Origin of the sequence: uncultured Maricaulis sp. (genome assembly GCF_905480005.1) — a bacterium.
Classification (GTDB): domain Bacteria; phylum Pseudomonadota; class Alphaproteobacteria; order Caulobacterales; family Maricaulaceae; genus Maricaulis.
This window is the reverse complement of sequence record NZ_CAJQOO010000017.1, coordinates 12,517-36,183: the sequence shown is the minus strand read 5'-3', so window position 1 is coordinate 36,183 and position 23,667 is coordinate 12,517. Positions and strand designations below refer to the sequence as shown.

The following is a 23,667-nucleotide window of genomic DNA, read 5'->3' as shown; positions in this document are numbered from 1 at the left end:
TAACTGACTGGTCAGTCAGTAACAAGATGTCTCCGCGAGTGCGACGAATCGGGTTGATCTCGGCAGAGGAAAGCGAGGTCGAGACATGTACGACACGATGTTTACAGTCCTGAATATTTCGGTCGTACCGGCCTGGCTCCTGCTCATCCTCGCGCCCGGTTGGACCTGGACGCAACGGCTGGTGCACACGGCGCTGATCCCGCTTGCCCTGTCGGCCATTTATCTGAGCTTTCTGACGCTGGGGATTGGTTTTGGTCAGTCAGACCCGGAGGCCGGCATGTCCAGCCTGGCGGCGGTGCAGGCCCTGTTCTCGCACCCGGTCGGGCTGATGACCGGTTGGGTGCACTTCCTGGCCTTTGACCTTTTCGTTGGAGCCTGGATTGCGCGGGATGCCCGGCGCATCGGGCTGAGTCGATGGATCGTGACGCCGGCCCTCATCCTGACCTTCCTGTTCGGACCGGTCGGCCTGCTCATTCATCTCCTCGCCCGCAAGGTCAGCGGCAAGGCCGGCTGGTCGCTGGACGAACCCGAAAGCTAGCGTCGCCGCACGGGCTTGCCATCGCGTCGCGGGCTTTCGCCGCGCTTGAGCTTCCAGCGCTTTAACAGGCCGTCATGCGGGTGGATGTAGAGCTCGCCGACGCGCGGATGCAGGCCCAGATAGCGCGGGGTGTTCCAGATCCATTCGCCATCGCGACCGATGCGCGGCCGTTTGACGAAATCGAACACATGCTCGCGCACATGCTGTTTCACCGTGTGGTCGGGCGACAGGTTTTCGCAGATCTCGGCATACACCTTGTCCCAGGGCCGGCCGACCTGTTGGCCGAGAAAGCGTTTCAACGGCGCGAGATTCTCATTCAGCCATTTGGATTGGGTCCGGTTTTCCTGTCGCTGACGCTTCAGGCCCTGCTTCTTTGGAAGCGTGTCGCCAGCCCGGTTGAGCTTGCCACGGCGAAGCTTCTGGCTGCGCCAGCCCCATCGGGGGCGTTCGACGATCACCTTGAACATGTCGTCTCGCATCTTCACCTCCCTTGGTGCAGCGGGCGGCGCCGAAGCCCCGCCCGCATCACTCAGCCTTTCACACACACGACCTGTTTGAGGGTGTGGACCACGTCCACCAGGTCGGACTGCGCCGCCATGACATGGTCGATGTCCTTGTAGGCCATCGGCGTTTCGTCGATGACGCCGGCATCCTTCCGGCACTCCACCCCGTCGGTCGCCTTGCGGTGATCGGCGAGGGTGAAGCTCTGCTTGGCCCTGGACCGCGACATGGTCCGCCCGGCCCCGTGCGAGCAGGAGCAGAAGCTGTCCGCCGCGCCCTTGCCGCGCACGATGAAGGATTTCGCCCCCATCGAGCCGGGAATGATGCCGAGTTCGCCCAGCCGAGCCGAGACTGCGCCCTTCCGGGTCAGCCAGATATCAGCGCCGAAATGGTGTTCCTGCTCCACATAATTGTGGTGACAATTCACCGCGGCCTTGTCGGTCTTGAACCGGCCCAGCGTCGACCGCAGGGCGTGGAGCACACGCTCCATCATCGCCTCACGGTTCTCCCGGGCATAGTCCTGGGCCCAGCCAACGGCTTCCACATAGTCGTCGAACAGGGGCTCGCCTTCGATGAAGAAGGCGAGATCCTTGTCCGGCACATGGAAGTCCAGCACCCGCCGGGCGAGCTCTTCGCGGGCCCGCTCGATGAAATAGGTACCGATCATGTTGCCGGTACCGCGTGAGCCGGAGTGCAGCATCACCCACACCGAGCCGGCCTCGTCGAGACAGAGTTCGATGAAGTGATTGCCACCACCCAGAGTTCCGATCTGGCCGTCCACCTTGTGCGTACCGATCTTCCTGTGCTTGCCCTTGATCACGGCGAGCCGCTCCACGAGGCCGGAGGATCTGAGCCGTGAATTGACCGAGGCCGGATTGATCCGGTGGTCTCCGCCCTTGCCATTGCCGACCGGCACGGCCCGCTCGATCGCGTCCCGTGTGGCCTTCAGGCTGTCAGGTAGCTGGTGGGCCTTGAGGCTGGTCCGCATCGCCATCATGCCGCAGCCGATATCGACCCCGACCGCTGCCGGGATGATTGCGCCCTTGGTCGGGATGACCGACCCGACCGTCGCGCCGCGTCCGAAATGAATATCGGGCATGGCCGCGACATGGCTGTGCACGAAAGGCAGGCCGGCGACATTGCGCAGCTGCTCGATCGCGGCATCCTCGACCGGAACGCCTTTCACCCAGGCCTTGATCAGGCCGGATGATGTCTCGATGGCTTCAAACTGGGTCGACATGGGTGTCCTCTCCGCGCCGGGCGCAGAGCCTTTCTTTCGTTTCATTCGATCATGCAAAGGAATTCATGAGCCCTTGCGGGAGGGAGTGCGTCGGGGGTCGCACTCCCTCCCTGGGATTTGCATTCCGGCCACCTTTCGGGGGGAGAGGGGCGGCGCAGAATACAAAAAACCCTCCTCGAGCGGGCGCTCGGGAGGGCCAACAACCGGGACTGTGGGGCCAGTCTACCGGGTGAAAGCGTTGTCCTCCGCGCGCACAACCGCTGCCGGCCAGACGGCCGGGCGGGAGAGGCGATATCGGGTCTGAACTGAGTTCATGATCGTCTCTTCGTGTGCGCTGGGCCGGGGGAACCGGTCCGGGGCGGGGTTAACGGGAGGCGGCTTATGACGCCCCTGGACTTCGCGTGCAAGGCGAAAACGACCCGGTGGGGTTGGATAGGGTATGTGTGTGGCTTTTGTGCCACGCCGTGTGGTTATCAAGTATCGCCTCAATTCGTCTCCCTCGCGCAAGACGGTGCCTGCAGGGGGGATGAGGAGGATCAGCGCGCCGCCACCGCGATTTTCGCATCGCCGAGGCGTGCTCCAGGGGGAGAGAGACAGGGTGCCGCCAAGCCCGGCTTGCTTGACCATCTGGCGCTTCCCCTCTACCTCGCGAGCATCTGTCCTCCTGTCTGAGAAAGTTGCCCGGGATGTCTGTTTCCGATCTTGCCCAAAACGCGAAAGCCTGGCCGTTTGAACAAGCGCGCCTGCTCAAGAAGCGTCTGGACAAGCTGGGGCGAAAATCCGGGCCGGTCGTGTTCGAGACCGGTTATGGCCCGTCGGGGCTTCCGCACATGGGCACGTTCGGCGAGGTTGTGCGCACGACCATGGTGCTGCGTGCCTTCGATGCGTTGACCGACGGGGCTTATGAGCCGCAACTGATCTGTGTCTCCGATGACATGGACGGCATGCGCAAGGTTCCGGACAACCTGCCCCAGCAGGACATGCTGAACCAGCACTTGCAGGAGCCGCTGACCGTGGTGCCCGATCCGTTCGGCACGCATGAGAGTTTCGGTGCGCACATGAATGCCCGCCTGCGCGGCTTTCTCGACGGCTTCGGTTTCACCTATACCTTCCAGTCGGCGACCGAGCTCTACAAGGCAGGCACTTACGACGCCATGCTCAAGCGGGCGGCCGAGCGCTATGACGACATCATGGCCGTAATGCTGCCGACGCTGGGGGCGGAACGCCAGGCGACCTATTCGCCCTTCCTGCCGATCTCGCCGAAGACGGGCCGGGTCCTTTATGTGCCGATGAAGGCAGTCGATGCTGAAGCCGGCACGATCACCTTTGATGACGAGGATGGCAGCGAGACCACGCTGCCGGTGACCGGCGGTCATGTGAAACTGCAGTGGAAGCCGGATTTCGGCATGCGCTGGGCGGCCCTGGGGGTCGATTTCGAGATGTTCGGCAAGGACCACCAGACCAATGCGCCGATCTATTCGCGCATCTGCAAGATCCTGGGTGCCGAGCCGCCGACGCAGTTCGTCTACGAGCTCTTCCTTGATCAGAAGGGCGAGAAGATTTCCAAGTCCAAGGGCAATGGCCTGTCGGTCGAGGATTGGCTGAAATACGCCCCGGCGGAGAGCCTCTCCTACTATAATTTCGTCAAACCCAAGACGGCCAAGCGCCTGCATTTCGACGTCATTCCCAAGGCGGTCGACGAGTATATGCAGCATCTCGCCGCCTATGCCGGTCAGGATACGGCCAAGCAATTGGAAAACCCGGCTTGGCACATTCATGACGGCAATCCGCCCAGCGACACCTCGCCGATTTCCTTTGCGCTCATGCTCAATCTCGCGTCGGCCGCGTCGGCGCACAATACCGAGGTGATGTGGGGCTTTATCGGGCGATATGTCGACGGTGCCACCCCGGACAGTCATCCCCTGCTCGACCAGCTCGCCGGTTTCGCGGTGCAGTATTTCCAGGACTTCGTGAAGCCGACGAAATCCTTCCGGCTCGCCACCGATATCGAACGGGCGGCGATGGAGGACCTGCTGGTTCGCCTGCGTGGCATGGATGCAGACGAGCGCGACGCCGTGAAAATCCAGGACGAGGTCTTTGCCGCCGGCAAAACACAGGCGTTCGACAATCTGCGCGACTGGTTCCAGGGCCTGTATGAAGTCCTGCTCGGCCAGTCCCAGGGGCCGCGCTTCGGTTCCTTCGTCGCCATTTACGGCGTTGGAGAGACCATCAAGCTGATCGAGTCCGGCCTCGCCGGCGAGCTCGCAAGCGATTGATTTAACGGGAGGCTCGCTTCGGCGGGCCTTCTTTTTGTAGCTCCATGTCAGAAATATTTGACATCAAGTCTGCTTGTGCTTACATAGCGCCATGTCAAGAATATCAGACATCAGGAATGGAGTGTTTGACATGAGCTTTCACGAGAAGAGCAATATCGCGATGCTGGTCCTGACGGGCGGCGTCTATGCCTGGTACTTCGCCAGCTCGGCCGGCGTTTTGTTCGGGAATGCGGTCAGCCCGGAAGAGGCGCTCGACATGACCAATGCGAAGATGCTGGTCACAGTCGGTGCCATCATCGTCGCGTCGATTGTCGCCAATATTGCCATTGCGATCGCGGCCCCGTCCGAGGCCAGTGACAAGGCTGATGAGCGCGACAAGCTGGTCGAAATGCGAGGCGACCAGCGCGGTGGTTTCGTTCTGGCTGTATTCGCCCTTGCGGCAATGGCCGCGGCGATGACGGCGCAGCCCTATCACCTGATCGCCAATCTCGTCCTGGCCGGCCTGGTCGTCAGCGAGCTGGTCAAGGGTGTGTCCAAGTTGGTCGATTATCGGCGGGGTGTGTGATGCCAGGCTTCCTCGAAAGCACGACACGCGCGGTCGCGCTCGGCACTGTTCTGGCTCTGGGCTGGTATCTGCTCCGTGTCGTCCCCCAGATCTTCAACCAGCCTCTGGATGAGATCTCCTGGAAGATCGAGATGGTCATCTCGCTGGTGGTCTTCATTGCCACCCTGATCGCCGACATTATCCGCGCCGCCATCGCCAATCGAGGCGAGCTCGACCAGGCGGGGGTTGTGGATGATGAACGTGACCATGTGGCCGAGCGACGTGGTGACGCCTGGGGCGGGCATGCCATGCATGCCGCGGCTTTTATCGCCTTGATGCTGCTGGTCTTCGAATTCGATCCGTTCTGGGCGGCGAACACCCTGTTCGTCGGAGCCATGCTGGCCGGCCTGGTCAGCTCCCTTGTCAAATTGCTGACCTATCGCGGGAGTGTCTGACCATGGCGAAATCCACCCCCATCACCAATGAGATCCGCACCCTGCGCTTTCATGCTGGCGAGATGACCCAGGCCGAGCTGGCCCGGCAGATCGGCGTGACGCGGCAGACCATCATCGCCATCGAGCAGGGCAAGTACTCGCCCTCGCTGGAGGTCGCCTTCAAGATTGCCCGGGTGTTCAAGGTCGGCCTCGACGCGGTCTTCCAATATCCTGAAGCCTAGGGTGCACCTGGTTTTGGAAGGCAATGAGAAGCTGTAAAAGATTGCAATTCACACTGGATTTTTGGTCCATTCATCGCAATTCCCTAACCAAATGCGCTGATCTTGGCGCCGAACGGTTTGGCAGGGGCATGAATTGACCACCAAGGTTGCGCAAATTCTGGCTGTGGCTACAGGGCTTTGGCTCGCAAGCCTGGTCTCGGTCGAGGCTCAAGCGAGTGACGCCGAGCCAGGCGTTGAGGTCTATACGCCGGCCACTTTTGCAGAATTCCTGCCGCGGACAGCCCTGGATCTTGTCCGCCAATTGCCGGGCTTTGGACTGAATGGCGGTGATGATGTTCGCGGCCTGTCCGGCGCCCAGGGCAATGCGTTGATCAATGGTCGCCGTCCGCCGCGTGGCAGCGGCTCGCTTGAGGGGCGCATTCGGGCGATCCGGGTTGAAGACGTCATCCGCCTCGAACTGATCGAGCCCGGCGCCCGGGATGTCGACATGCAGGGCTACCCGCTGCTGCTCAACATTGTCACCCGCTCGACCAGTGCGGCCCGGATCGATGGTCGTATCGAGATCGAACCGCGCGAAGATGGCGGCGAAGAGTATCAGGGTGAGCTGACCACGGGCTGGTCGAGCGGGCCGCTGGAACTGGAAGCCCGGATCGATCTTTATGACGAGACCCTGACGGATTATGCCGCGATCCGTAGCTCGACAGCGGATTCGCCCTTTGCGCGGGCCTCGGTCGATGAATTGGAAGGCCGGACCCGCCGCGACTGGCAGGCGCTCGCGCGGCTGGCGGTGAATGCAAACAATGACCTCGAGCTGACAGTGTCCAGCGAGCGCAATGATGACTTCAGCCGCCCGACCCCGGCCTCCGCCGCGGAAGTCGGGGCCATTGAGGACGGACGTGACGAGGCCATCGAACGCTTCGGATCCGTGCGTTGGCGGCATGCCTTCACCGATCGCATCGACCTGATCGGCCTGGTTACCCAGCGTCAGGGCGAAGCGACGTCCAGGGACAGCCTGATCTCTGGCGGGATTGTCAGCGAATCCGCATCCAGTCGTGAGACCGGCGAGACCGCGGCGCGGGCCGACATGCGTTGGCGCCCGATGGACACGCTCGCCGTTGAAACCGGTCTGACCTGGGCCAGCAACACGCTTGAAGGCTCGTCTTCCGCCTCCATCGACGGGGTGGTGCAGAGTGTCGATGGTGATGATGCCGAGGTCGAGGAAACCCGTTCTGCCATCCTCGCTTCGGCGACCTGGACCCCCAATTCACGCGTGTCGGCGACGGTCGGTGGCCGCGTCGAGCAATTCTCGCTCGACAGTTCGAATGAGGGCGGTGCCTCTCTCAGCCTGACCGATTTGGCCCCGCGTGCCGATCTCAATTGGGCATTGCCCGACGACTGGACCTTGCGGCTGAGCACCGAGCGACGTGTCGGTCAGCTTGACCTTGGTCTCTTCCTGGCGTCGACGGATCTCGACAATGCGCTCAGCACTGCGGGCGCCTCCACGCTGGAACCGCCGCGCGACTGGGTCCACCAGATCACACTGGAGCGTCGCTTTGGTGAGCGCGACCTTGTCCGGATCGAGGGCGAGACAGTGCGGTCGGACAATCCGGTCTCGAGCATACTGGACACCGATGGTGAAGTGAGGCCCGCCAATATCAGCGCGGAAACCGTGACCCGTGTCACGGCGGACTTCGAACTCGAGCTGGACCGCTTCGGATTTGTGGGGCTGAGCCTTGATGGGCGGGCCACACATCGTTGGTCGGATCGCGTGGACCAGCTGCAGGGCTTTTCCCGGACGACGTCGGGGCACCGCGACTATTTCTACCGGATCGGCCTGCGCAAGGAATGGGCTGGTGGCCGCTACGTCCTCTCGGCCCGGCTCGAAGAGCGTGCGCCGGCAATGCATTTCTGGCTCACGGAAATCCGCAAGGAAGATAACGGTCTGAATGTAAATCTGGATGGCGAGTGGCGGCATTCGCCACTATGGCGCACCGGTCTTGCCACGCGCTGGCAGGAAGCCCGCACGGATGTGATCTATGTCTTTGATGGCGTGCGACGGCCCGGTGTCGGTCCGGTTCTGGTGAACACGCTGGAGCGCTCCGAGGGCGTCTATGTCAATTTGTGGTCGGAGTGGGAGGCGCGGCCGTCGACCTTCATCCGCCTGTCCTTGCGGTCGGGACGGGACCGGTCGGGCACCAGCCGGGTCGACACGCCCCAGGGTGTTTTCCGCGACCAGCTTTCACGCAGCTCTGACAATGTGCCGTCCTTCAATGTCCGGCTGCGTTTCCAGCGCTAGCGTCGGCGGATCGTCATCGGCATGTCGGTATCCGGTTGCAGCGTGATGCGCATGACCGGAACGGGGTCGCGTTCGCCGGCAAAGTCCAGGCGCAGGCGCCGGGCCAGGCTGGCCATGACGATCACCATCTCCATCATCGCAAAGCGTGCACCGATACATACGCGCGGCCCGAGCCCGAATGGAAGGTAGGCGTCCCGCGGGATGGCGCTTGCAGCGTCACCCAGGAAGCGGTCCGGAACAAAGGCGTCAGGCTGGTCCCAGATGTCGCGCTGGCGATGCAGGAGCCAGGTCGAGACCAGGACATCGGTCCCGGCCGGAACCGGCAGGCCGGTAACCAGATCCCATTCCTTCGAGGTCCTTGCCAGCATGGGGGCCGACGGATAGAGGCGCAGGCTCTCTTTCAAAACGGCTTCGGTGAAGGGCAGGCAGCGTGACCAGTCCGCCGGTTCGGTGGTGTCGAGCGGGGCCGCGTCCACTTCCGCCTCCAGCCGCGCCAGAGACGCCGGATCGCGCGACAGAAGATAGAGTGTCCAGGCCAGGGAGCGCGCCGTGGTTTCATGGCCCGCGGCGAGGAAAGTCAGAAGATTGTCGATCACGGCGGTGTCGTCGAGACCGGCGCCCAGGAGCAGGTCGAGGAAGTCGGCGCTGCGTCCGCTTTGGTCTGGTGAGGGCGCCGCGCGCCGGGCCGCCGCAACGGCTCCGACCTGATCGCGCAAATCCTTGATCACCGTGCGCGACCGCCCCTGACCGATCCGCGGCAGCCAGCCGGGCAGGTGCATCAGGTCGAACGGGTGCGGCAGGCCGGAAATCTCCAGCAATTCGCAGATGCCGCGCGTGAAGCGGGCCTTGTCCAGCGCCTCATCGCCGGAGAAGAGCGTCTCCATCAGCACGTCCAGCGTCAGCTCGACCATCAGGTCGGAGACGCTGATCGTTTCGCCGTCTCGCGCGGCGAGGCCGTCCATGGTGATGTCACACACCGTCCGGATCTGGGGCGCGAAGCCATTGACCTTGCGCGGTGTGAAGACCGGGGAAACTGCCTTGCGGGCCGTTTTCCAGACATCTCCCTCCGCCGTCAGCAGGCCGTCACGCAAAAAGGGGCGCAACACCGCCTGGCGCAGAGGGTTCATGCCGTAATTGCCGGCATTGGAGACGAAACAGTGATGGATCGCCGCAGGGTCGCTGACGATCAGGCTGGAACGGCCCAGAAAGCGGAACGGGGCGAGCCGGATAGAAAAATGATGCTCGCCCCAGATCTCCAGCGGGTTTCGCTGCATCGCCCGGAAATAGGTCCAGTAATCAGACAGTTCGAGCTTGCCGACGCCGCTATAGGTGGCGTAGGGCGGCTTGGGCGGGGTGAAGGCAGTGCGGGCAAGGTCTTCCATATCCTTCCTAGCCTAGCCCGATCCGGTTTCGGGGCCAGAGCGCGAATGGTCGCGCTTACCAGTTTTCCTCGCGCCAGACCTGCACTAACCTGATGCCATGATCCGCTTTCTTCTCGCCCCTCTATTGCTCGTCTCGATTGCCACGACCGCTGCGCATGCCGACCAAGCGGATGCGGAAGCGGCCTATGAGCAGGGCGCCTGGGAGTTGGCCGCCTATGAGGCTCAGCAGCTGGAGACCGCGGACGGTTATGCCTTTGCGGCCGGGGCGCTGGTGGCAAGACTGATGGTCGAGGATGTCGGTGCGGGCCGCGAAGCGCTGGCGGAGCGAGCGATCGATCTGGCGGAATATGCCTTGCACCTGGATGAAGACCATCTCGAGGCCCGGCTGCGCCTGGCCAGCGCGCTTGGTTTTCGCGGCCGATATATGAGCGGGTGGCGGGCCTATCTGACACGCCTGCCCCAGCGCGGGCGCGACCTCCTGGAAGAGGTGGTGTCGAGCCAGCCGGACAATGCCTGGGCGCTGGGCATGTTGGGGGCTTGGCATCTGGAAGTCGCCCGGCGTGGCGGGACGCGTGGTTTGCGCGCGCTCGATGCCTCGGTCGAGGCCGGCATGGGCTTGTACTCCCAGGCCATTGCGCTTGACCCGGACAGCCCGGCGCCGCGCTATTTCCTCGCCCTCGGGCTCGCTGCACTCGACGAGCCTGCCTATGCGGGTCGCATTCGGGAGTTGGTGGACAGCGCGCGGCAATTGCCGGCCCGGGATGCTTTCGACGCTGCCATACTGGGTGAGCTGGAGGAATTTGCACCGCGGCTCGACGACCGCCGTGGGGCAGCGGCCTGGGCGGATGCCCGGCTTGAGCGCTGAAACTGTCTACTGACTGACCCAGACAATCCGTGACAACCAGGCGATTTGCGACAGTGGCAGGGTGATACTGGCCGCCATTGGATCAAGGGGAGTCAGGCGCACGGACTGGACCAGCTTTTCCGACAAGGTCCAGGCCGAGCGGGTCCCGTCGCGGCGCTGCACCACAACCCGGTCACCGACACGCGTCGGGGCGTTGTGCGAAATGACCAGGCGATCGCCGCGCCGGTAAACCGGCAGCATGCGGTCGTCCTCGACGGTCAGGGCGAAGGCCTCGTCCGGTGTCAGTCCCGGAAATGGAATGGCGTCCCAGTCGGGTCCTGCCGGCAGGCCGGCCGCATCAAAGGGCGACTCGGCTTCGCCATCGGCGAGGCCACGAGAGGGCAGCGCGCCAGCGGCGGGTTTTCCGGAAATCAGACCGGCGAAATCATCGAAATCCAGATGGGCTGCGGCGAGTGCCTTGGCAATGCTCTCAGTCGACGGCCAGCGGGGTTTCTTGCCGTCGGCGGAGACGCGTTTGGACGGGTTGAATGTGGTCGAGTCCAGACCGGCCCGTCGGGCGAGTCCGGACGGGCTTGTCTGGGCATGCCGGGCCAGGCGATCAATCCCGCGCCAGATATCGTCATGGGTCAGCATGAGGGCGGAACGCTATAGGAAAATTGTCCCATGCGCGAGTCGCGCTTGCCCGAATCCGCGCCGGGCGCTAGGCCCTCACCATGACCACGAAAACCGCATTCCGCCTCGCCACGCCGGACCGCTGGTCACAGGTGATGGCCGAAGGCCGCTTCACCGGTGACCCGCATGATGTCGCCGATGGCTTTATCCATCTGTCCGCGGCCGACCAGGTCGAAGGCACGCTGATCAAGCATTATAATGACCATGAGCGTCTGCTGCTGGTTGAGATCGACCTCACCGCCCTCGGCGAAACGGTGAAGTGGGAAAAATCACGTGGCGGAGCGCTGTTTCCGCATGTCTATGGCGAGATCCCGGCCAGCGCTGTGCGCGGTCTGCGCCATGTCCGCCGCAATGAGGAGGGGGACTGGATCCTGCCTTCCGAACTGGAGAGCCGCTCATGATCCATGATCTGGCCACACGCCTTCTGCATGGTTTGGATCCGGAAACCGCGCATCGACTGGGCATCCAGGGGCTCAAGCTTGGCCTCGGGCCGCGCCAGTTCAGCCGCGATCCGGACATCCTGCACACCCGACTGGCCGGTCTCGACCTGCCCAATCCGGTCGGGCTCGCGGCCGGCTTCGACAAGAATGCCGAAACCCCGGACGCGCTTCTGGCTGCCGGTTTCGGCTTTGTCGAATGCGGTGCGGTGACGCCCCGCGCGCAGGACGGCAAGCCCAAGCCGCGCATTTTCCGGCTCGAGGAAGACCGCGCGGTGATCAATCGCATGGGCTTTCCCAATCAGGGCCTCGACCTGTTCAAGGCGCGTCTCGCCCGCCGGTCCGGCCGCAAGGGCGTGGTCGGGGTCAATCTGGGTGCCAATCTGGATAGTGAGGACCGGGTCGCGGATTATGTCGCCTGTCTGCGCGAGCTGCAGGACCTCGCGCAATTCTTCACCGTCAATATCTCCTCGCCCAACACGCCCGGCCTGCGCACTTTGCAATCATCGGGTGCTCTGGATGACCTGCTGGCCGCCGTGGCGGCTGTCGGGGCGAAGGCGCCTGTCTTCCTCAAGATCGCGCCGGATATCGCGGACAGCGAGGCGGAGGTCATGGTTGAGGCCATCCGGCGTCATGGACTGGATGGCATCATTATCGCCAACACCACGATCACGCGGCCGGAAAGCCTGGTCAGCGACAAGATGGGCGAGGGGGGTGGCCTGTCCGGTCCCCCGGTCTTTTCGCGTTCGACCGAGCTGGTGCGGGTATTCCGCAAGGCTGCCGGTCCGGACATGGCCATTATCGGGGTTGGCGGCGTGTCCTGCGCCGAGACTGCCTACGCCAAGATCCGCGCCGGGGCCAATGCAATTCAGCTCTATACGGGGCTGATCTATGAAGGGCCCGGCCTGATCCAGCGCATCAAGACCGGGCTGGTTGAGCGGCTTCAGGCCGACGGGTTCGCGTCGATTTCCGAGGCTGTCGGCGCCGAGTGAAGTCGGCGCTCCAGGGCCGGATAGGCGCTCATGAGAGCGCCGGCGCGGGCCAGGTAGAAGACCAGGAAAGCGGCCCAGACACCGTGATTGCCGAAAGCGGGCGCCAGCATGGCATCCGCGATCAGATAGACCACAACGGCCGCGATACCGGCATTGCGCAATATCTTGCCGCTGGTCGTGCCGATGAAGATACCGTCCATCAGCCAGGCCGGTGCCCCCAGGAAGGGCACGACGGCGCACCAGGGCAGATAGGTGATCGCCGCAGCGCGCGCCTCCGGGTCCTCGATCAGGGCTGTCAGCGCGGCTTCGCCGAACAGCCATGTCGCAATGGCGAACATCCCGCCCGCGATCAGCATTGGCTCACCGGTCAGCTGGACCGAGCGCCGCAGATCGCGCACGGATCGACGCCCATAGGCGCGGCCGGCCTCGGTCTCGGCGACAAAAGCGAAGGCATCGAGCACGAAGGCCCAGACCGAGATCACCTGCAAAAGGACATGATTGCCGGCGAGCGCCGCCGTGCCCTGTCGTGCGCCGGCATTGGCGAACCAGGTGAAACCGATGACCAGCGACCAGGTCCGGATCATCAGGTTCACATTGACCTGGAAGAGCTCGCGAATGGCCGCGGGGTCGAGCAGTTTGACCCGGTCCAGCACGCCATGAGCCCAGCCGGACTGGCCTCTCAGGACGAAGGCCATGAAGCCCAGGCCGATCACGAGGGCGACCCATTCGGCGATTGCAGTCGCGGCGCCGACGCCGCCCGGGCCATAACCGAGACCCAGCACGAACCAGAGGTCGAGCGCGATATTGATGATGCTGAAGGCGACATAGATGGCCAGGGTCGAGGCATTGCGTCCCAGGCCGATAAGCCAGCCCGAGAGGGCAAAGCAGGCCAGCGCGGCCGGAGTGCCCCAGGCGCGGGCGAGCAGATAGTCGGCGCCCTTGTCCTCAACCCGGGCCTCACCCTGCAGGATGGCAAAACCGGCCAGGGCGATGAGGTCGCGCAACAGGAAGACGAGCAGGCCGAGAGTCCCGGCAATGGCGAGCGCGCGCAGCAATATGCGCTGGGTCTCGGCAAGATCGCCTGCGCCGTCTGCCTGGGCGGTCAGTCCGGTCGTGCCCATGCGCAGGAAGTAGAAGCTCCAATAGAAGACCGAGAAGAGCGCACCGCCCAGCGCGACGCCGCCCAGATCCGCCTTGTCGCCGGACAGGCCGAGCACGAATGTGTCGGCGACGCCGGCGAGCGGCACGGCCGCATTGGCAAAGACCAGCGGCCAGGCCCGCTTGATGACGTCGAGCCGGGTCAGGGACGGAATAGACATGGTCCGCACCTAGCCCGGTCGGGCATGCCGTGCAATAGCGACGCCCCCGCCATGAGGGGGCGCCGCCGGCGATCCGGGTCAGCGCTGATTTCGCGGCTCGCTGCGGGCGAGGGTTCGGGTATTGCCCTGATGGTGTTCCAGCGTCTCCATCGCGCGGCGTGTCGCGTCGCGTATGCAGGCGCGCAGCATCAGCAATCGCAGCGGGTCACCCTGCAGGTCTTCGCGACAAACGCGGATGGCGGCCGCCTCGATCTGGTCCTGCAAATGGGCAAGTCGCGCAGGGTCGACCAGGTCTTCGCGCTCGAAGGGAATGTCGGTACGGGCCGCGGATGCCGGACTGTGTGTGGCCTGGGCATCGGCGGAAGGGCCGAGGCAGATCGCAGTGATCCCGGCCAGGGCGAGGCTGGTGAAGAGGGTTTTGACAAGGGTGGTCATGGAAAGCTCCAAGGCTTGATCAAGGCTTCATGCGATATTGCATGGAGTCGAGAGGCCTATTTAAGAAGCTTTTCTGAGTATCCTATGGAATGATTGCTCGATCCTGAGTCTGGCAATCATTCATATTTGTATGGGCTAGTTCGGGCGCTCGCAAACCCCGTCGCGACAACGGTCGCGCGGCCGGAGCGGGGCGAGCCAGAGATAGAGCTGGTTCAGCACGATCCGGATCGGAGCCGGTCGGGTCAGCCTTGCCAGCCAGCGCAGACCGCGGCTCTCTTCCGGCATCCGTTCCCAGATTGCCAGGAAAGCGGACCAACCGGTCTCGACCCGACCGTCGGGCATGCGGACATGCAAGCTGGCGAGGGCCGCGTCGCGATCAATATCGGCAGGCAGCTCGCCATTGCAGTCGTGCAACCGGATCAGGTCCGGCGCCTTGTTCACATAGGCACCCATCTCGTGCCGGCAGATCGGGCAGAGATCATCATAGTAGGCGGTGATGGCATTGGCGTGTGTCATGGGGGAGAGTCTGGCACCCATCACCGGGTTCGGCGATGGGGCAAGGCGTCACAGGCGACCGCACCAGCCCCTAGGGCGGTCGCCCGGATCACCGGGTTTGCGTCTATTGCGCGGAAACGACCACAGCCACGCTTCGGCTGTTGGCTTCGGCATATTCACGGTTGAGCTGCCGGATGGCATCCGCATAGGTCGAGTTGAAGCATTCCTGGCGGATACGCTGTGCCACAAGGCCACGCAGTCCGTGCGGGCGGCACACACGCGAGGTCGCGACGCGGATGCGGCTCTCGATCTCATCCCAGCCGGCCTCGCTGCTGAGCTCATCGGTGTGAAAGTGGACGATCTGGGTCGGCACCGATTCATCGGCGGCAACTGCCAGCGGCGTCAGGGTCAGGCTCGTGGTGAGCGCGGCAAGTGATGTAATAAGCATGGGGCTTGTCTCCTCAATGTGGCCGGTCACCCCTCTGTGACCCGTCACCACGATTGGAAGATTGCCCGGTGCAACCTCTCTGCGCCCTGACCGCCAGCCTAAACCTTTGAGAGCTGGCGTTTAGAAACTGTCCGCTTTGTAAGTCCGGTGTAAGCCCGGTTCAGGAAAGTGCGACCAATGGGAGCAAAACGGCGACGAACGACCCCGCTCAGGCGGAGTCCGCCTCGCTGTCGCTTCGCGCCGGTGTAATGAGAAAATGTCCGTGCAGGGTCGCAACCGGCGCATCGATCCGGTTCTGCCAGGCCTCGACACGGACATTGGCAACACGCCGTCCCGAGCGGGCAACCACGGCGCGGGCATAAACGTCCTGGGCCCGGGCCGGGCGCAGATAGTCAATGGCGACATCGATCGGCTTGGGCAAACGGTCCAGCGGCTGGCTGGCCAGAAGCGAGGCCGAGGCGACAATCTCAAGGAATGCACCGACCGCTCCGCCGTGCAGGGCCGGAATGAGGGGATTGCCGACCAGATGGTCCTCGAAAGGCAGGACACCGGTCAGTTCATTGCCGCGCTGGTCCAGGCGCACGCCGAAGCGGGCGACATAGGGGGCTGACATCAGAGTCTCGATCAGCGCGCGGCTCATGACATGCGCCCTTCGGTATAGTCGCGGCGCGCGCGTTCCTGGGCTGCCTTGGAGGCCTTGGTGATCATGAAGGCTGCCTGCGCGATGGCGACCGGGTCTTCGGGATCACCGTCATGCGCCGTCGCCCGGACAAAGGCGACCAGGCCGTGCGATTTCAGCGAGCGAGCCTCGGCGGTGACATCCAGCCCCGGCTTTGCCGACCTCAGATAATCAATCCGCAGGTCGAGCGTCGACGGTGTGTCCCGTGCGCCGAAACCGGCGAAGGCCGCCATGCCGCAGGCATGGTCCAGCAGCGCCGTGATGACACCGCCATGCAGGGTCCCGGCATCCGGGTCCCCGATAAGGCTTTCATCATAGCGAGCGCGCATCACAGCCTTTCCCGGCGTCAAGGAGACGAGGGACAGGCCCAGGGCGACAGCGTGCGGTGAGCCGGTCACGATGAGCGGGGCGATGGAATCGAGGCGGGATTGAATGTCGTCGGTCATGGCGGTCCTGAACAGGTCTCCCGCCTTTGATAGGGCAGCCCGTCCCTTGCCGGAAGGGGGCTTAGCCGCGACCCATGCGCTTGGCGACGACCTGTTCAAGGCCGGTAACCACCGGCTCGCGCAGCGGATTGCCGTCCTCGACCATCCGAACCAGCTGGGCCAGAGCCGCTCGATGCATTGCCACAACCTCGGCCTCGACCGGTGTGTAGTCGCTGACGGTTGTCAGGAAGCGCTGGAGCGAGCGGCCAACCCGGATGGCCAGACGATCGCCGGTCAACTGGGTCTCACTGACGAGCGCGCTGGCCGCCGCGCGGGCGGCAGCCATCGGCGTTGTCAGCTCGGCGTCGACATCGGCGGTTCGCTTGTAGGCGGGGCCGTGAGCCCGGCGTGGCCGGCGCCGCCGGTCCGGTCCGGTGAAGCGGGCGGCATTGACGAAGGTGCGTGGGCTCGTATCAAGCGAGCGCAAACGGTCTTGCAGGGTGACCGGCGCGATGGGCGTGATCAGGAATTCGGACACGCCGGCGTCGCGGGCGCGCTCAATCTCGCGCCGCGAACGCGGCTGTGAGATGAAGACGATCGGCGTATCGCGAAAGGCGGCATTCTCGGTCTCGCGGATTTCCCGCACGAGCTTCAGCCGGTCGTCATCGGGATTCTCATGGTCGTGCCAGTCCGCGATGATGACGCTGGGCGGGTGTTCGCTGATCTGCTCGATCACCGCCCCGCTGCGCCGGGCAACCATGACATGGTCCGCGCCTGCGTCGCGCAGCAGCCTGATCAGCATGTTGCGAAGATAGCCGTTGGATTCCAGCAGCAGAGGCGCCGCATTGCATGTGGATGCCGCCTCGGGCGTCGAAACCGTCCGGGCGACGGGAAGGGTTGAGGCGCGCGCGTTCATGCCGAACGTCTAGCAAGGCTTTCTTGCCAACCGGCAAAGGAAGATGGTTAACAAAACCGAATTGCCGGAAATCTTCAGCGGTTACGCAAGGCTCCGAGGACACGAACCACGATCCAGATCGGGATGACCAGGATGGCGCCGAGCAGAAAATACTCGATCGCCCAGCCAACCGAATGGGTCAGGAATTCAATGAAGCGACCCCAGGATTCGGCAATGGTGCCAAAGAAGTCGACCCAAAGGCGGCGCGGATTGACGTGAAAGGCCGCCAGCACGAAGCCGGCCAGCACGCACAGGACGACGACCCGAATGATATCGGTCGAGCCGATACGGATCAGGCGCTGGACGAAGGTCGTGCGCTCAGGCGCACGCTCCGCGGATGTGTCTCGATCTGTCATCGGGCCAGCTTACCTTCAAATGAGGCGCAATCGGGGCCGCAGCCCCGATGTCCTTCCGGTCAGCCCTTGCGGGCGATATTGACGCGGTGCGGGTAGGGGATGGAAATGCTGTTCTTGTCGAACGCTTCCTTGACGTTCTTCATCGCGTCGAAATGCACACCCCAGTAATCACCGGTATCGCACCAGGCCCGCGCAACGATATCGACCGAGGATTCGCCATGCGCCGTGACCGCCGTAAAGACGGCCGGATCCGCGTGCACGCGCGCATCGCCGGAGAGAACCTGGGCGATCACGTCCTGCGCCTTGGTGATGTCATCCCCGTAATCGATCGAGAAAACCAGATCGACGCGGCGGGTCGGGTTGGCCGAGTAGTTGGTGATCGTGTCGCCCCAGGACTTGCCGTTGGGGACAATGATCTTCTTGTTGTCGCCGGTGGCCAGAACCGTGGTGAAGAGGGTGATCTCCTTGACCGCCCCCGACGTGCCGGCCAGCTCGACCCAGTCGCCGAGGCGGTAGGGGCGGAACAGGATCAACATGACCCCGGCGGCCAGATTGGAGAGTGTGCCCTGCAGGGCAAGGCCAATGGCCAGGGAGGCAGCGCCGAGCGTCGCGACAAAGCTTGTCGTGGGAATGCCGAACGTGCCGAGCATGGCAATGACGACCATCGCCATGATGCCGTAATAGGCCAGCGAGCCGAAGAAGGCGCCGAGCGTGTCGTCCATCCGCTCGCTCTTGTACACGGCACTGTGGATAGCCTTGCGCACGGATCCGGCAATCATCAGGCCGATGATCAGGATGATGGCGGCCAGGACGACATTGGTACCAGCGGCGATTCCGGTCTCCACGAGTGTGGCGAGTGTTTCCGGATTCATGAGGTCTTCGGGATTCATGGCTTCCCCCTTGGGTATTCGATCCTGAAAAAGCTCCTACCACCCTTCATTGTGCAAGGGGAGGGCCGAACCGCCTATTCTGCCGGTGTCTCGACCTCACCCGGCGCGGCATCCCGGACGATATTGATCTTCTGCCAGATTTTCGCAGACATGTTCGAGGTCAGGGTCTCGATATCATTGACCGAGGCAATCACCACCGGATCTCGAGAGCTCTGGGCATAAAGGGCCGCAATTTTCCCGGCGAGGCTGAGCGCCTCGGCGCAATAATCGAGATAACGGCCGAGTTCGAACTCGCTCATTGCCCGCTCCGGCGATGCGGTCGTGCGCGGGCCGAGTCGCAGGAGGGCGGTGGGATCCTTGGTCAGCTGATGCATGTCGATGACGTGCGCGATTGACCGCAGCTCGTGCAGGTCATCAAGCGCCAGCGAGCGTTTCAGGCGCTCTTCCACACGTGTCAGTGTGAAAATCGCGACTGCAGCCAGGATGACAATATTGAGGCCGGCCTCGACGCCTTCAAAGATGGTGAAGACATCGGCCGTTGCCCCGGTATCCTGGGCCCAGTTGAAGACGCGTTCGCCGACATAAGCCAGGCCGGCAAGGGCAAGCAGGATCGCGAGAATAATCCCGGCGCGCAGGAAAAGGTAAGGCCGAGCCAGGCGCTGGCTGCGGCGTCGGTCGCGCTTGGCGAGGTCGATCAGCTCGACAACAACATTGTTGAAACTGGCTGCCGGGAAACGGTCGCGCGTGCGTGCACCGAGGCGTTCCAGCGTTTGGACAATGTGGTCTGAACTCAGTTGTCTGAATGGCACCGCTACCCCCCGGACACGGTTGAGCCTCGAAACAGGCGTGCTCTGTCTTAGCGCTTTATCCCGAAGCCTGTCACGCCGGAAGCTCCGGCCGGGGTCATGTCGCGGCGGCGACAGCCGCGGTCGAGCCGGCCACGGCGGCGATCACAGCGGCCTGGGCGGCCAGGATGGCCGCGAGGTCTCGGGCGGCGGCATGCGGTTCGCTGGTACCGGTCTGGGCCTGGGCCAAACGCATGGCGAGGCGTGCGGCGACCTGGCCCGATGGCCGTGGTCGCAACGCGCGGACGGCCTCGAAACTGGTCACCAGCCTGTCGGCAATGTCCGGCCCGCGACCGCGTGAAGCGAGCACGGCCAGCCCCGTCTTGCCGACGCCATTGCGCAATATGGGGCGGCCGCGGACGGCGGTGTTCAAACTGGTCCAGGCCGCAGCGAGTTCGCCCGGGTCGACTGGCCCGAGGCAAATTTCCTGAGCAGCGCCCTCGACATGATGCCCGGGCACCCCTGCCGAACGCAGCGCCAGACGGGCCGTGTCGAGTTTGGTGCGTGCATGTTCCGGCGTATCACCGAGCGCGGCAAAGGCTGCGGCGAGTACATCCTCACGGGCCGGGACGCGGCGCCACCAGGGCAGCGAAATCTCGTCCAGAATATCGAAGAAATTGTCGACCTGGCCGGACTCGCCACCGGCGACAACAAGCGCGAGCGCGGCGCAGGAACCACCATGACTGAGAGCCCGCGTGCCGCGGTCACGGCGACGGTCATTCAGGGCGGTGCGGACGGTGAAGAAATTATCGGCAGACCTGTTCGAGGCCGCGAGTGCGGCGGCGAAGACAAGTCGCATGGCGCGGCCCGGGGACTTCCACGTGCCCAAGCCTTCATTGAGCCTGTCGCGGATCTGGAAGCTGCGGGCGGCGAGGATGTCAGCGGTCTCGGACGACGAAATGCTGGCAAGGGCCGAGAAGCGGCCATACAGGCGCTCACCCTTGCTGGCGCGCTCACTGAACGCGGCATCAAGCCGTTGAAACCGTTCAATGACGGCGTTGACCATGACCCAGTTTCCCTCGCTAATGCCAGTCTTGCCTGCGAGCATGGCGAAAACGGGGCATAAACGGCAGGGGGACGCTAAGGGCAGCCTTCCCCCCATGGAGATGGGGTCCCTCCTTGCGAGGCCGCTAAAGAGAGTCGATGCCGTCAGTGCCAGCCACCGCCAGTCTACCGCCCCGCTTTGCCGACTGGTTCGCCACACGGGGCTGGGCAGCCCGGTCCCACCAGCTCGAGATGATCGCCGCGGCGGAGGCCGGAGAGGACGCGCTGCTGATTGCGCCCACCGGGGGCGGCAAGACGCTGGGTGGATTCCTGCCCAGTCTGATTGACCTGGCGCCGGCAGCCTCGCAGGCCGGACGCGACCGGCCTCATGCGCTTCACACACTCTATATCTCGCCGCTCAAGGCGCTTTCCGTGGATGTCGCGCGCAATCTGATGATGCCGGTCGAGGAGATGGGGCTGGATCTGCGTATCGAGACCCGAACCGGCGACACGTCGACCAGCAAGCGCCAGCGTCAACGCGCGCATCCGCCGGACATTCTCCTGACCACTCCGGAACAACTGGCCCTCTTTTGCGCCACGGCGAACGCGGAGGCCTTCTTTCGCGACCTCAGACGCATCATCATCGACGAAGCCCATGCGATCGCGCCGCAAAAGCGTGGCGACCTGCTCTCGCTCGACCTGGCGACCATCCGCCAATGGGCACCCCGGGCGACGCGGGCGGGCCTCTCCGCGACTGTCGCCGACGAGGGCGGCCTCGCGCGCTGGCTGGTGGCCCAGGCGCCTTGTGAAGACCGGTTCGCGCGCATCATTCGCGGATCGCCCGGGGCGCGACCGGAGGTCGAAATCCTCGACCCCACGGACCGTATCCCCTGGGCCGGCCATTCCGGTCGACACGCGCTGGCGGATGTCTACGCGCGGATCAAGCGCGCGAAGATGGCGCTCGTTTTCGTCAATACACGCTCCCAGGCCGAGCTCACCTTCCAGGAATTATGGTCCCATAACTCCGACAATCTGCCGATCGCCCTGCATCATGGCTCGCTGTCGCCGGAACAGCGGCGCAAGGTGGAAAAGGCGATGGCTGAAGGGCGGCTGAAGGCGGTGGTGTGCACCTCCACGCTCGATCTCGGCATCGATTGGGGCGATGTCGACCTGGTGGTGCAGATGGGCGCGCCAAAGGGCTCCTCCCGCCTCATCCAGCGTCTGGGCCGCTCCAATCACCGGCTCGACGCGCCTTCGAAGGCTTTGCTGGCGCCAACCAATCGGTTCGAGCATCTCGAATGCCAGGCTGCGCGCGACGCCGTGGCCGAGAATGCCCTGGACGGGGAACCCCTGGGCGCGGGGGCGTTCGATGTCCTCGCCCAGCACATCATGGGGCGGGGATGCGGGGATGGTTTCCTCGCTGACGCGCTGTTCGACGAGGTGCGCAGCGCCACACCCTATTCGCATCTCGACCGCGAGACCTTTGATCGCGTGCTCGATTTTACCGCGACGGGGGGCTATGCGCTCAATACCTATGAGCGTTTCCGACGGCTGGTTCAGCGCAAGGACGGGCGCTGGCTCGCGCGAACGCCGCAGATCGCCCAGCGCTACCGCATGAATGTCGGCACCATTGTCGAGGCGCCCATGCTTGATGTCGTGGTGTCAGCGCGCGGGCGGGGTGGCCACCGGCTCGGCCAGATCGAGGAATGGTTCGTCGAACAACTCACGCCCGGCGATACCTTCATCTTCGCCGGCCAGGTCCTGCGCTTTGTCGGTATCGAGGAAATGACCGCCCGGGTCGTGCGGGCGGCGGAGGCCGATCCGAAAATCCCCTCCTATCAGGGCGGCAAGTTTCCACTCTCCACCTATCTGGCAGCCCGCGTGCGCGACATGGTCCAGGACCGGGAACAATGGGATGGCCTGCCGGACCAGGTTGGTGACTGGCTGCGACTCCAGGCCGTGCGTTCCCGTCTGCCGGCAGCCGATGGACTTCTGGTCGAAACCTTCCCGCGTTCTGCGCGCCACTATCTGGTCTGCTACCCGTTCGAGGGACGACTGGCGCATCAGACCCTCGGCATGTTGCTGACCCGGCGCCTGGAGCGGCTGGGGATGAGGCCGATGGGCTTTGTCGCCAATGAGTATGCCGTCTCGGTCTGGGGCTTGCGTGACCTGTCTGGTCTCGATTTCGATGCCCTCTTCGATGAGGACATGATGGGCGATGATCTTGATGCCTGGCTGGCGGAGAGCCAGTTGATGAAACGCACCTTCCGCAATTGCGCGGTCATTGCCGGTCTGATCGAGCGCCGCTTTCCGGGGCAGGAGAAGACCGGGCGTCAGGTCACTTTTTCGACTGACCTCATCTATGACGTCCTGCGCGAGCACGAGCCGGATCACATCCTGCTGCGGGCAGCCTGGCAGGATGCGGCGGCCGGCTTGCTGGACATTCGCCGCCTGGGCGAAGCCCTCGCGCGAATTCGTGGCCGGGTGACCCATATGCCGTTGGATCGGATCTCGCCCCTGGCCGTGCCGGTCATGCTGGAGATCGGCAAGGAACCGGTCTATGGCGAGGGTCATGACAGCATTCTGGAAGACGCTGCCGAGGACCTGATTGCGGAGGCCGTCCGGCTTGACTGACACGCTCACCGACCATGAATTCAGCCTCGCCGACGCACGTGCGATCGCCGATCCGGACGGTGTTTTGCTCCTGCCGGACAGCGCGACCCTGATTGTCTCGGATTTGCACTTCGAGAAGGGGTCGTCTTTCGGCATGGGCGGCCAGATGCTGCCACCTTATGATACACGCACGACGCTGCGCCGTCTGGCCGCCGCCATCAGCCGCCATCGCCCTCAAACTCTGATCGCGCTGGGGGATAGTTTCCACGACCAGCTGGCCGACCGGCGCATGGATGGCGCAGACGTTGAACGTCTCGCCGACCTGGTCGCCAGCGTTTCGCGCTGGGTCTGGATCGAGGGCAATCACGACCCCGCACCCCCGCCGCAATTCGGCGGGGAGGTGCGGCACACGCTCGAGATTGGAAATCTGGTTCTGCGGCATGAGCCGACTGAGGGTGTAGCGCCGGGCGAAATCGCCGGCCATCTCCATCCCTGTGCCAAGGTGCGCGGGCAGGGGCGATCGGTGCGGGCGCGCTGCTTCGCGACCGACGGCCAGCGGCTCGTCATGCCGGCCTTCGGGGCCTATACCGGCGGGCTGAATGTTTGCGATCCGGCTTTTGTACGCTGTTTCGGCAAAACGCCGGGTGCGCTCGTCATGGGGCGGACGCGGGTCTATCCGGTCGCCGCGAAGACGTGCGTGCCGGATCGCTACTAGTCTGTGGCCTGGCCGCTGACGGGCCCGGACTGCCGTTTTCTGGCCCGGTCGAGCACGCTGGCTGAATTGTCGCGGATGAAGGCCATGCC

At 64.1% G+C, this 23,667-nt stretch carries 26 protein-coding genes; 11 read left to right on the top strand and 15 right to left on the bottom strand.

Annotation, left to right across the window (positions count from 1 at the left end; translation table 11 throughout):
• Positions 1-85: 85 nt before the first annotated feature.
• The gene (locus tag QZ266_RS02750; RefSeq protein WP_295691454.1) at positions 86-538 is read left to right on the top strand and encodes an ABA4-like family protein; all 453 of its coding nucleotides are present in this window, start codon (positions 86-88) and stop codon (positions 536-538) included.
• On the opposite strand, the gene QZ266_RS02745 is transcribed toward QZ266_RS02750, so the two are convergent.
• Together QZ266_RS02745 and QZ266_RS02740 are read right to left on the bottom strand one after the other, a co-directional pair.
• Positions 535-1,017, bottom strand: coding sequence for a hypothetical protein (locus tag QZ266_RS02745; RefSeq protein WP_295691453.1), 483 nt, complete (start codon positions 1,015-1,017; stop codon positions 535-537). The genes QZ266_RS02750 and QZ266_RS02745 overlap by 4 nt on opposite strands.
• A 50-nt stretch (positions 1,018-1,067) precedes the next feature.
• Positions 1,068-2,279 carry an RtcB family protein gene (locus QZ266_RS02740; RefSeq protein WP_295691452.1) on the bottom strand — a complete coding sequence of 404 codons (1,212 nt, stop codon included), beginning with the start codon at positions 2,277-2,279 and terminating at the stop codon, positions 1,068-1,070.
• A 686-nt stretch (positions 2,280-2,965) separates the two neighbouring features.
• On the opposite strand from QZ266_RS02740, the gene QZ266_RS02735 reads away from it, so the two are divergent.
• The 5 genes from QZ266_RS02735 to QZ266_RS02715 all read left to right on the top strand — a co-directional run bounded on the left by QZ266_RS02735 (position 2,966) and on the right by QZ266_RS02715 (position 8,071).
• Positions 2,966-4,555 (top strand): lysine--tRNA ligase, encoded by a 1,590-nt coding sequence (locus tag QZ266_RS02735; RefSeq protein ID WP_295691451.1) that lies wholly within the window; start codon positions 2,966-2,968, stop codon positions 4,553-4,555.
• Positions 4,556-4,685: 130 nt separating this feature from the next.
• Positions 4,686-5,120, top strand: a complete 435-nt coding sequence (locus QZ266_RS02730; protein ID WP_295691450.1) for a hypothetical protein — start codon at positions 4,686-4,688, stop codon at positions 5,118-5,120.
• On the top strand, positions 5,120-5,554 hold the full coding sequence (locus tag QZ266_RS02725; protein ID WP_295691449.1) for a hypothetical protein: 435 nt from the start codon (positions 5,120-5,122) through the stop codon (positions 5,552-5,554). Before QZ266_RS02730 ends, QZ266_RS02725 begins: the two co-directional genes overlap by 1 nt.
• A gap of 2 nt (positions 5,555-5,556) precedes the next feature.
• A complete protein-coding gene (locus QZ266_RS02720; RefSeq protein ID WP_295691446.1) occupies positions 5,557-5,775 on the top strand; it encodes a helix-turn-helix transcriptional regulator in 219 nt (72 codons plus the stop codon).
• Between the two features lie 133 nt (positions 5,776-5,908).
• Positions 5,909-8,071: a TonB-dependent siderophore receptor gene (locus tag QZ266_RS02715; RefSeq protein ID WP_295691445.1), complete on the top strand. Its 2,163-nt coding sequence runs from the start codon at positions 5,909-5,911 to the stop codon at positions 8,069-8,071.
• Here the strand turns inward: QZ266_RS02715 and QZ266_RS02710 are convergent.
• Positions 8,068-9,453, bottom strand: coding sequence for a cytochrome P450 (locus QZ266_RS02710; protein ID WP_295691444.1), 1,386 nt, complete (start codon positions 9,451-9,453; stop codon positions 8,068-8,070). The genes QZ266_RS02715 and QZ266_RS02710 overlap by 4 nt on opposite strands.
• Positions 9,454-9,550: 97 nt before the next feature.
• On the opposite strand from QZ266_RS02710, the gene QZ266_RS02705 reads away from it, so the two are divergent.
• Positions 9,551-10,318, top strand: coding sequence for a hypothetical protein (locus tag QZ266_RS02705; protein ID WP_295691443.1), 768 nt, complete (start codon positions 9,551-9,553; stop codon positions 10,316-10,318).
• Positions 10,319-10,324: 6 nt separating this feature from the next.
• Here the strand turns inward: QZ266_RS02705 and QZ266_RS02700 are convergent, their stop codons facing one another.
• Positions 10,325-10,951 (bottom strand): helix-turn-helix transcriptional regulator, encoded by a 627-nt coding sequence (locus QZ266_RS02700; protein ID WP_295691442.1) that lies wholly within the window; start codon positions 10,949-10,951, stop codon positions 10,325-10,327.
• Positions 10,952-11,031: 80 nt separating this feature from the next.
• Here QZ266_RS02700 and QZ266_RS02695 point away from each other — a divergent pair, with 80 nt between their 5' ends.
• Positions 11,032-11,391: a DUF952 domain-containing protein gene (locus tag QZ266_RS02695; RefSeq protein ID WP_295691441.1), complete on the top strand. Its 360-nt coding sequence runs from the start codon at positions 11,032-11,034 to the stop codon at positions 11,389-11,391.
• Positions 11,388-12,419 carry a quinone-dependent dihydroorotate dehydrogenase gene (locus QZ266_RS02690; RefSeq protein WP_295691440.1) on the top strand — a complete coding sequence of 344 codons (1,032 nt, stop codon included), beginning with the start codon at positions 11,388-11,390 and terminating at the stop codon, positions 12,417-12,419. Before QZ266_RS02695 ends, QZ266_RS02690 begins: the two co-directional genes overlap by 4 nt.
• Here QZ266_RS02690 and QZ266_RS02685 read toward each other — a convergent pair.
• The 11 genes from QZ266_RS02685 to QZ266_RS02635 all read right to left on the bottom strand — a co-directional run bounded on the left by QZ266_RS02685 (position 12,371) and on the right by QZ266_RS02635 (position 20,272).
• Positions 12,371-13,738, bottom strand: a complete 1,368-nt coding sequence (locus tag QZ266_RS02685) for an MATE family efflux transporter (protein ID WP_295691439.1) — start codon at positions 13,736-13,738, stop codon at positions 12,371-12,373. The two genes, QZ266_RS02690 and QZ266_RS02685, sit on opposite strands and share 49 nt — an antisense overlap.
• A 78-nt stretch (positions 13,739-13,816) precedes the next feature.
• On the bottom strand, positions 13,817-14,173 hold the full coding sequence (locus tag QZ266_RS02680; protein ID WP_295691438.1) for a UrcA family protein: 357 nt from the start codon (positions 14,171-14,173) through the stop codon (positions 13,817-13,819).
• Positions 14,174-14,308: 135 nt separating this feature from the next.
• On the bottom strand, positions 14,309-14,689 hold the full coding sequence (locus QZ266_RS02675) for a thiol-disulfide oxidoreductase DCC family protein (protein ID WP_295691436.1): 381 nt from the start codon (positions 14,687-14,689) through the stop codon (positions 14,309-14,311).
• A 103-nt stretch (positions 14,690-14,792) separates the two neighbouring features.
• Positions 14,793-15,116: a UrcA family protein gene (locus QZ266_RS02670; protein WP_295691434.1), complete on the bottom strand. Its 324-nt coding sequence runs from the start codon at positions 15,114-15,116 to the stop codon at positions 14,793-14,795.
• 208 nt (positions 15,117-15,324) lie between these two features.
• A complete protein-coding gene (locus tag QZ266_RS02665) occupies positions 15,325-15,756 on the bottom strand; it encodes a PaaI family thioesterase (protein ID WP_295691432.1) in 432 nt (143 codons plus the stop codon).
• Positions 15,753-16,241 (bottom strand): PaaI family thioesterase, encoded by a 489-nt coding sequence (locus QZ266_RS02660; protein ID WP_295691431.1) that lies wholly within the window; start codon positions 16,239-16,241, stop codon positions 15,753-15,755. Before QZ266_RS02660 ends, QZ266_RS02665 begins: the two co-directional genes overlap by 4 nt.
• Before the next feature lie 61 nt (positions 16,242-16,302).
• Entirely contained in the window at positions 16,303-17,136 is an 834-nt protein-coding gene (locus QZ266_RS02655; protein WP_295691430.1) for a response regulator, read from the bottom strand.
• Positions 17,137-17,210: 74 nt separating this feature from the next.
• A complete protein-coding gene (locus QZ266_RS02650; RefSeq protein ID WP_295691429.1) occupies positions 17,211-17,531 on the bottom strand; it encodes a DUF6460 domain-containing protein in 321 nt (106 codons plus the stop codon).
• Positions 17,532-17,590: 59 nt separating this feature from the next.
• Positions 17,591-18,421: a mechanosensitive ion channel domain-containing protein gene (locus QZ266_RS02645; protein ID WP_295691428.1), complete on the bottom strand. Its 831-nt coding sequence runs from the start codon at positions 18,419-18,421 to the stop codon at positions 17,591-17,593.
• A gap of 74 nt (positions 18,422-18,495) precedes the next feature.
• The gene (locus QZ266_RS02640) at positions 18,496-19,230 is read right to left on the bottom strand and encodes a hypothetical protein (RefSeq protein WP_295691426.1); all 735 of its coding nucleotides are present in this window, start codon (positions 19,228-19,230) and stop codon (positions 18,496-18,498) included.
• A gap of 94 nt (positions 19,231-19,324) precedes the next feature.
• Positions 19,325-20,272 (bottom strand): hypothetical protein, encoded by a 948-nt coding sequence (locus QZ266_RS02635; protein ID WP_295691424.1) that lies wholly within the window; start codon positions 20,270-20,272, stop codon positions 19,325-19,327.
• Positions 20,273-20,409: 137 nt separating this feature from the next.
• Here QZ266_RS02635 and QZ266_RS02630 point away from each other — a divergent pair, with 137 nt between their 5' ends.
• Positions 20,410-22,884 (top strand): ligase-associated DNA damage response DEXH box helicase, encoded by a 2,475-nt coding sequence (locus QZ266_RS02630; protein ID WP_295691423.1) that lies wholly within the window; start codon positions 20,410-20,412, stop codon positions 22,882-22,884.
• Entirely contained in the window at positions 22,877-23,578 is a 702-nt protein-coding gene (gene pdeM / locus QZ266_RS02625) for a ligase-associated DNA damage response endonuclease PdeM (protein ID WP_295691421.1), read from the top strand. Before QZ266_RS02630 ends, pdeM begins: the two co-directional genes overlap by 8 nt.
• The last annotated feature ends 89 nt before the right edge of the window (positions 23,579-23,667 follow it).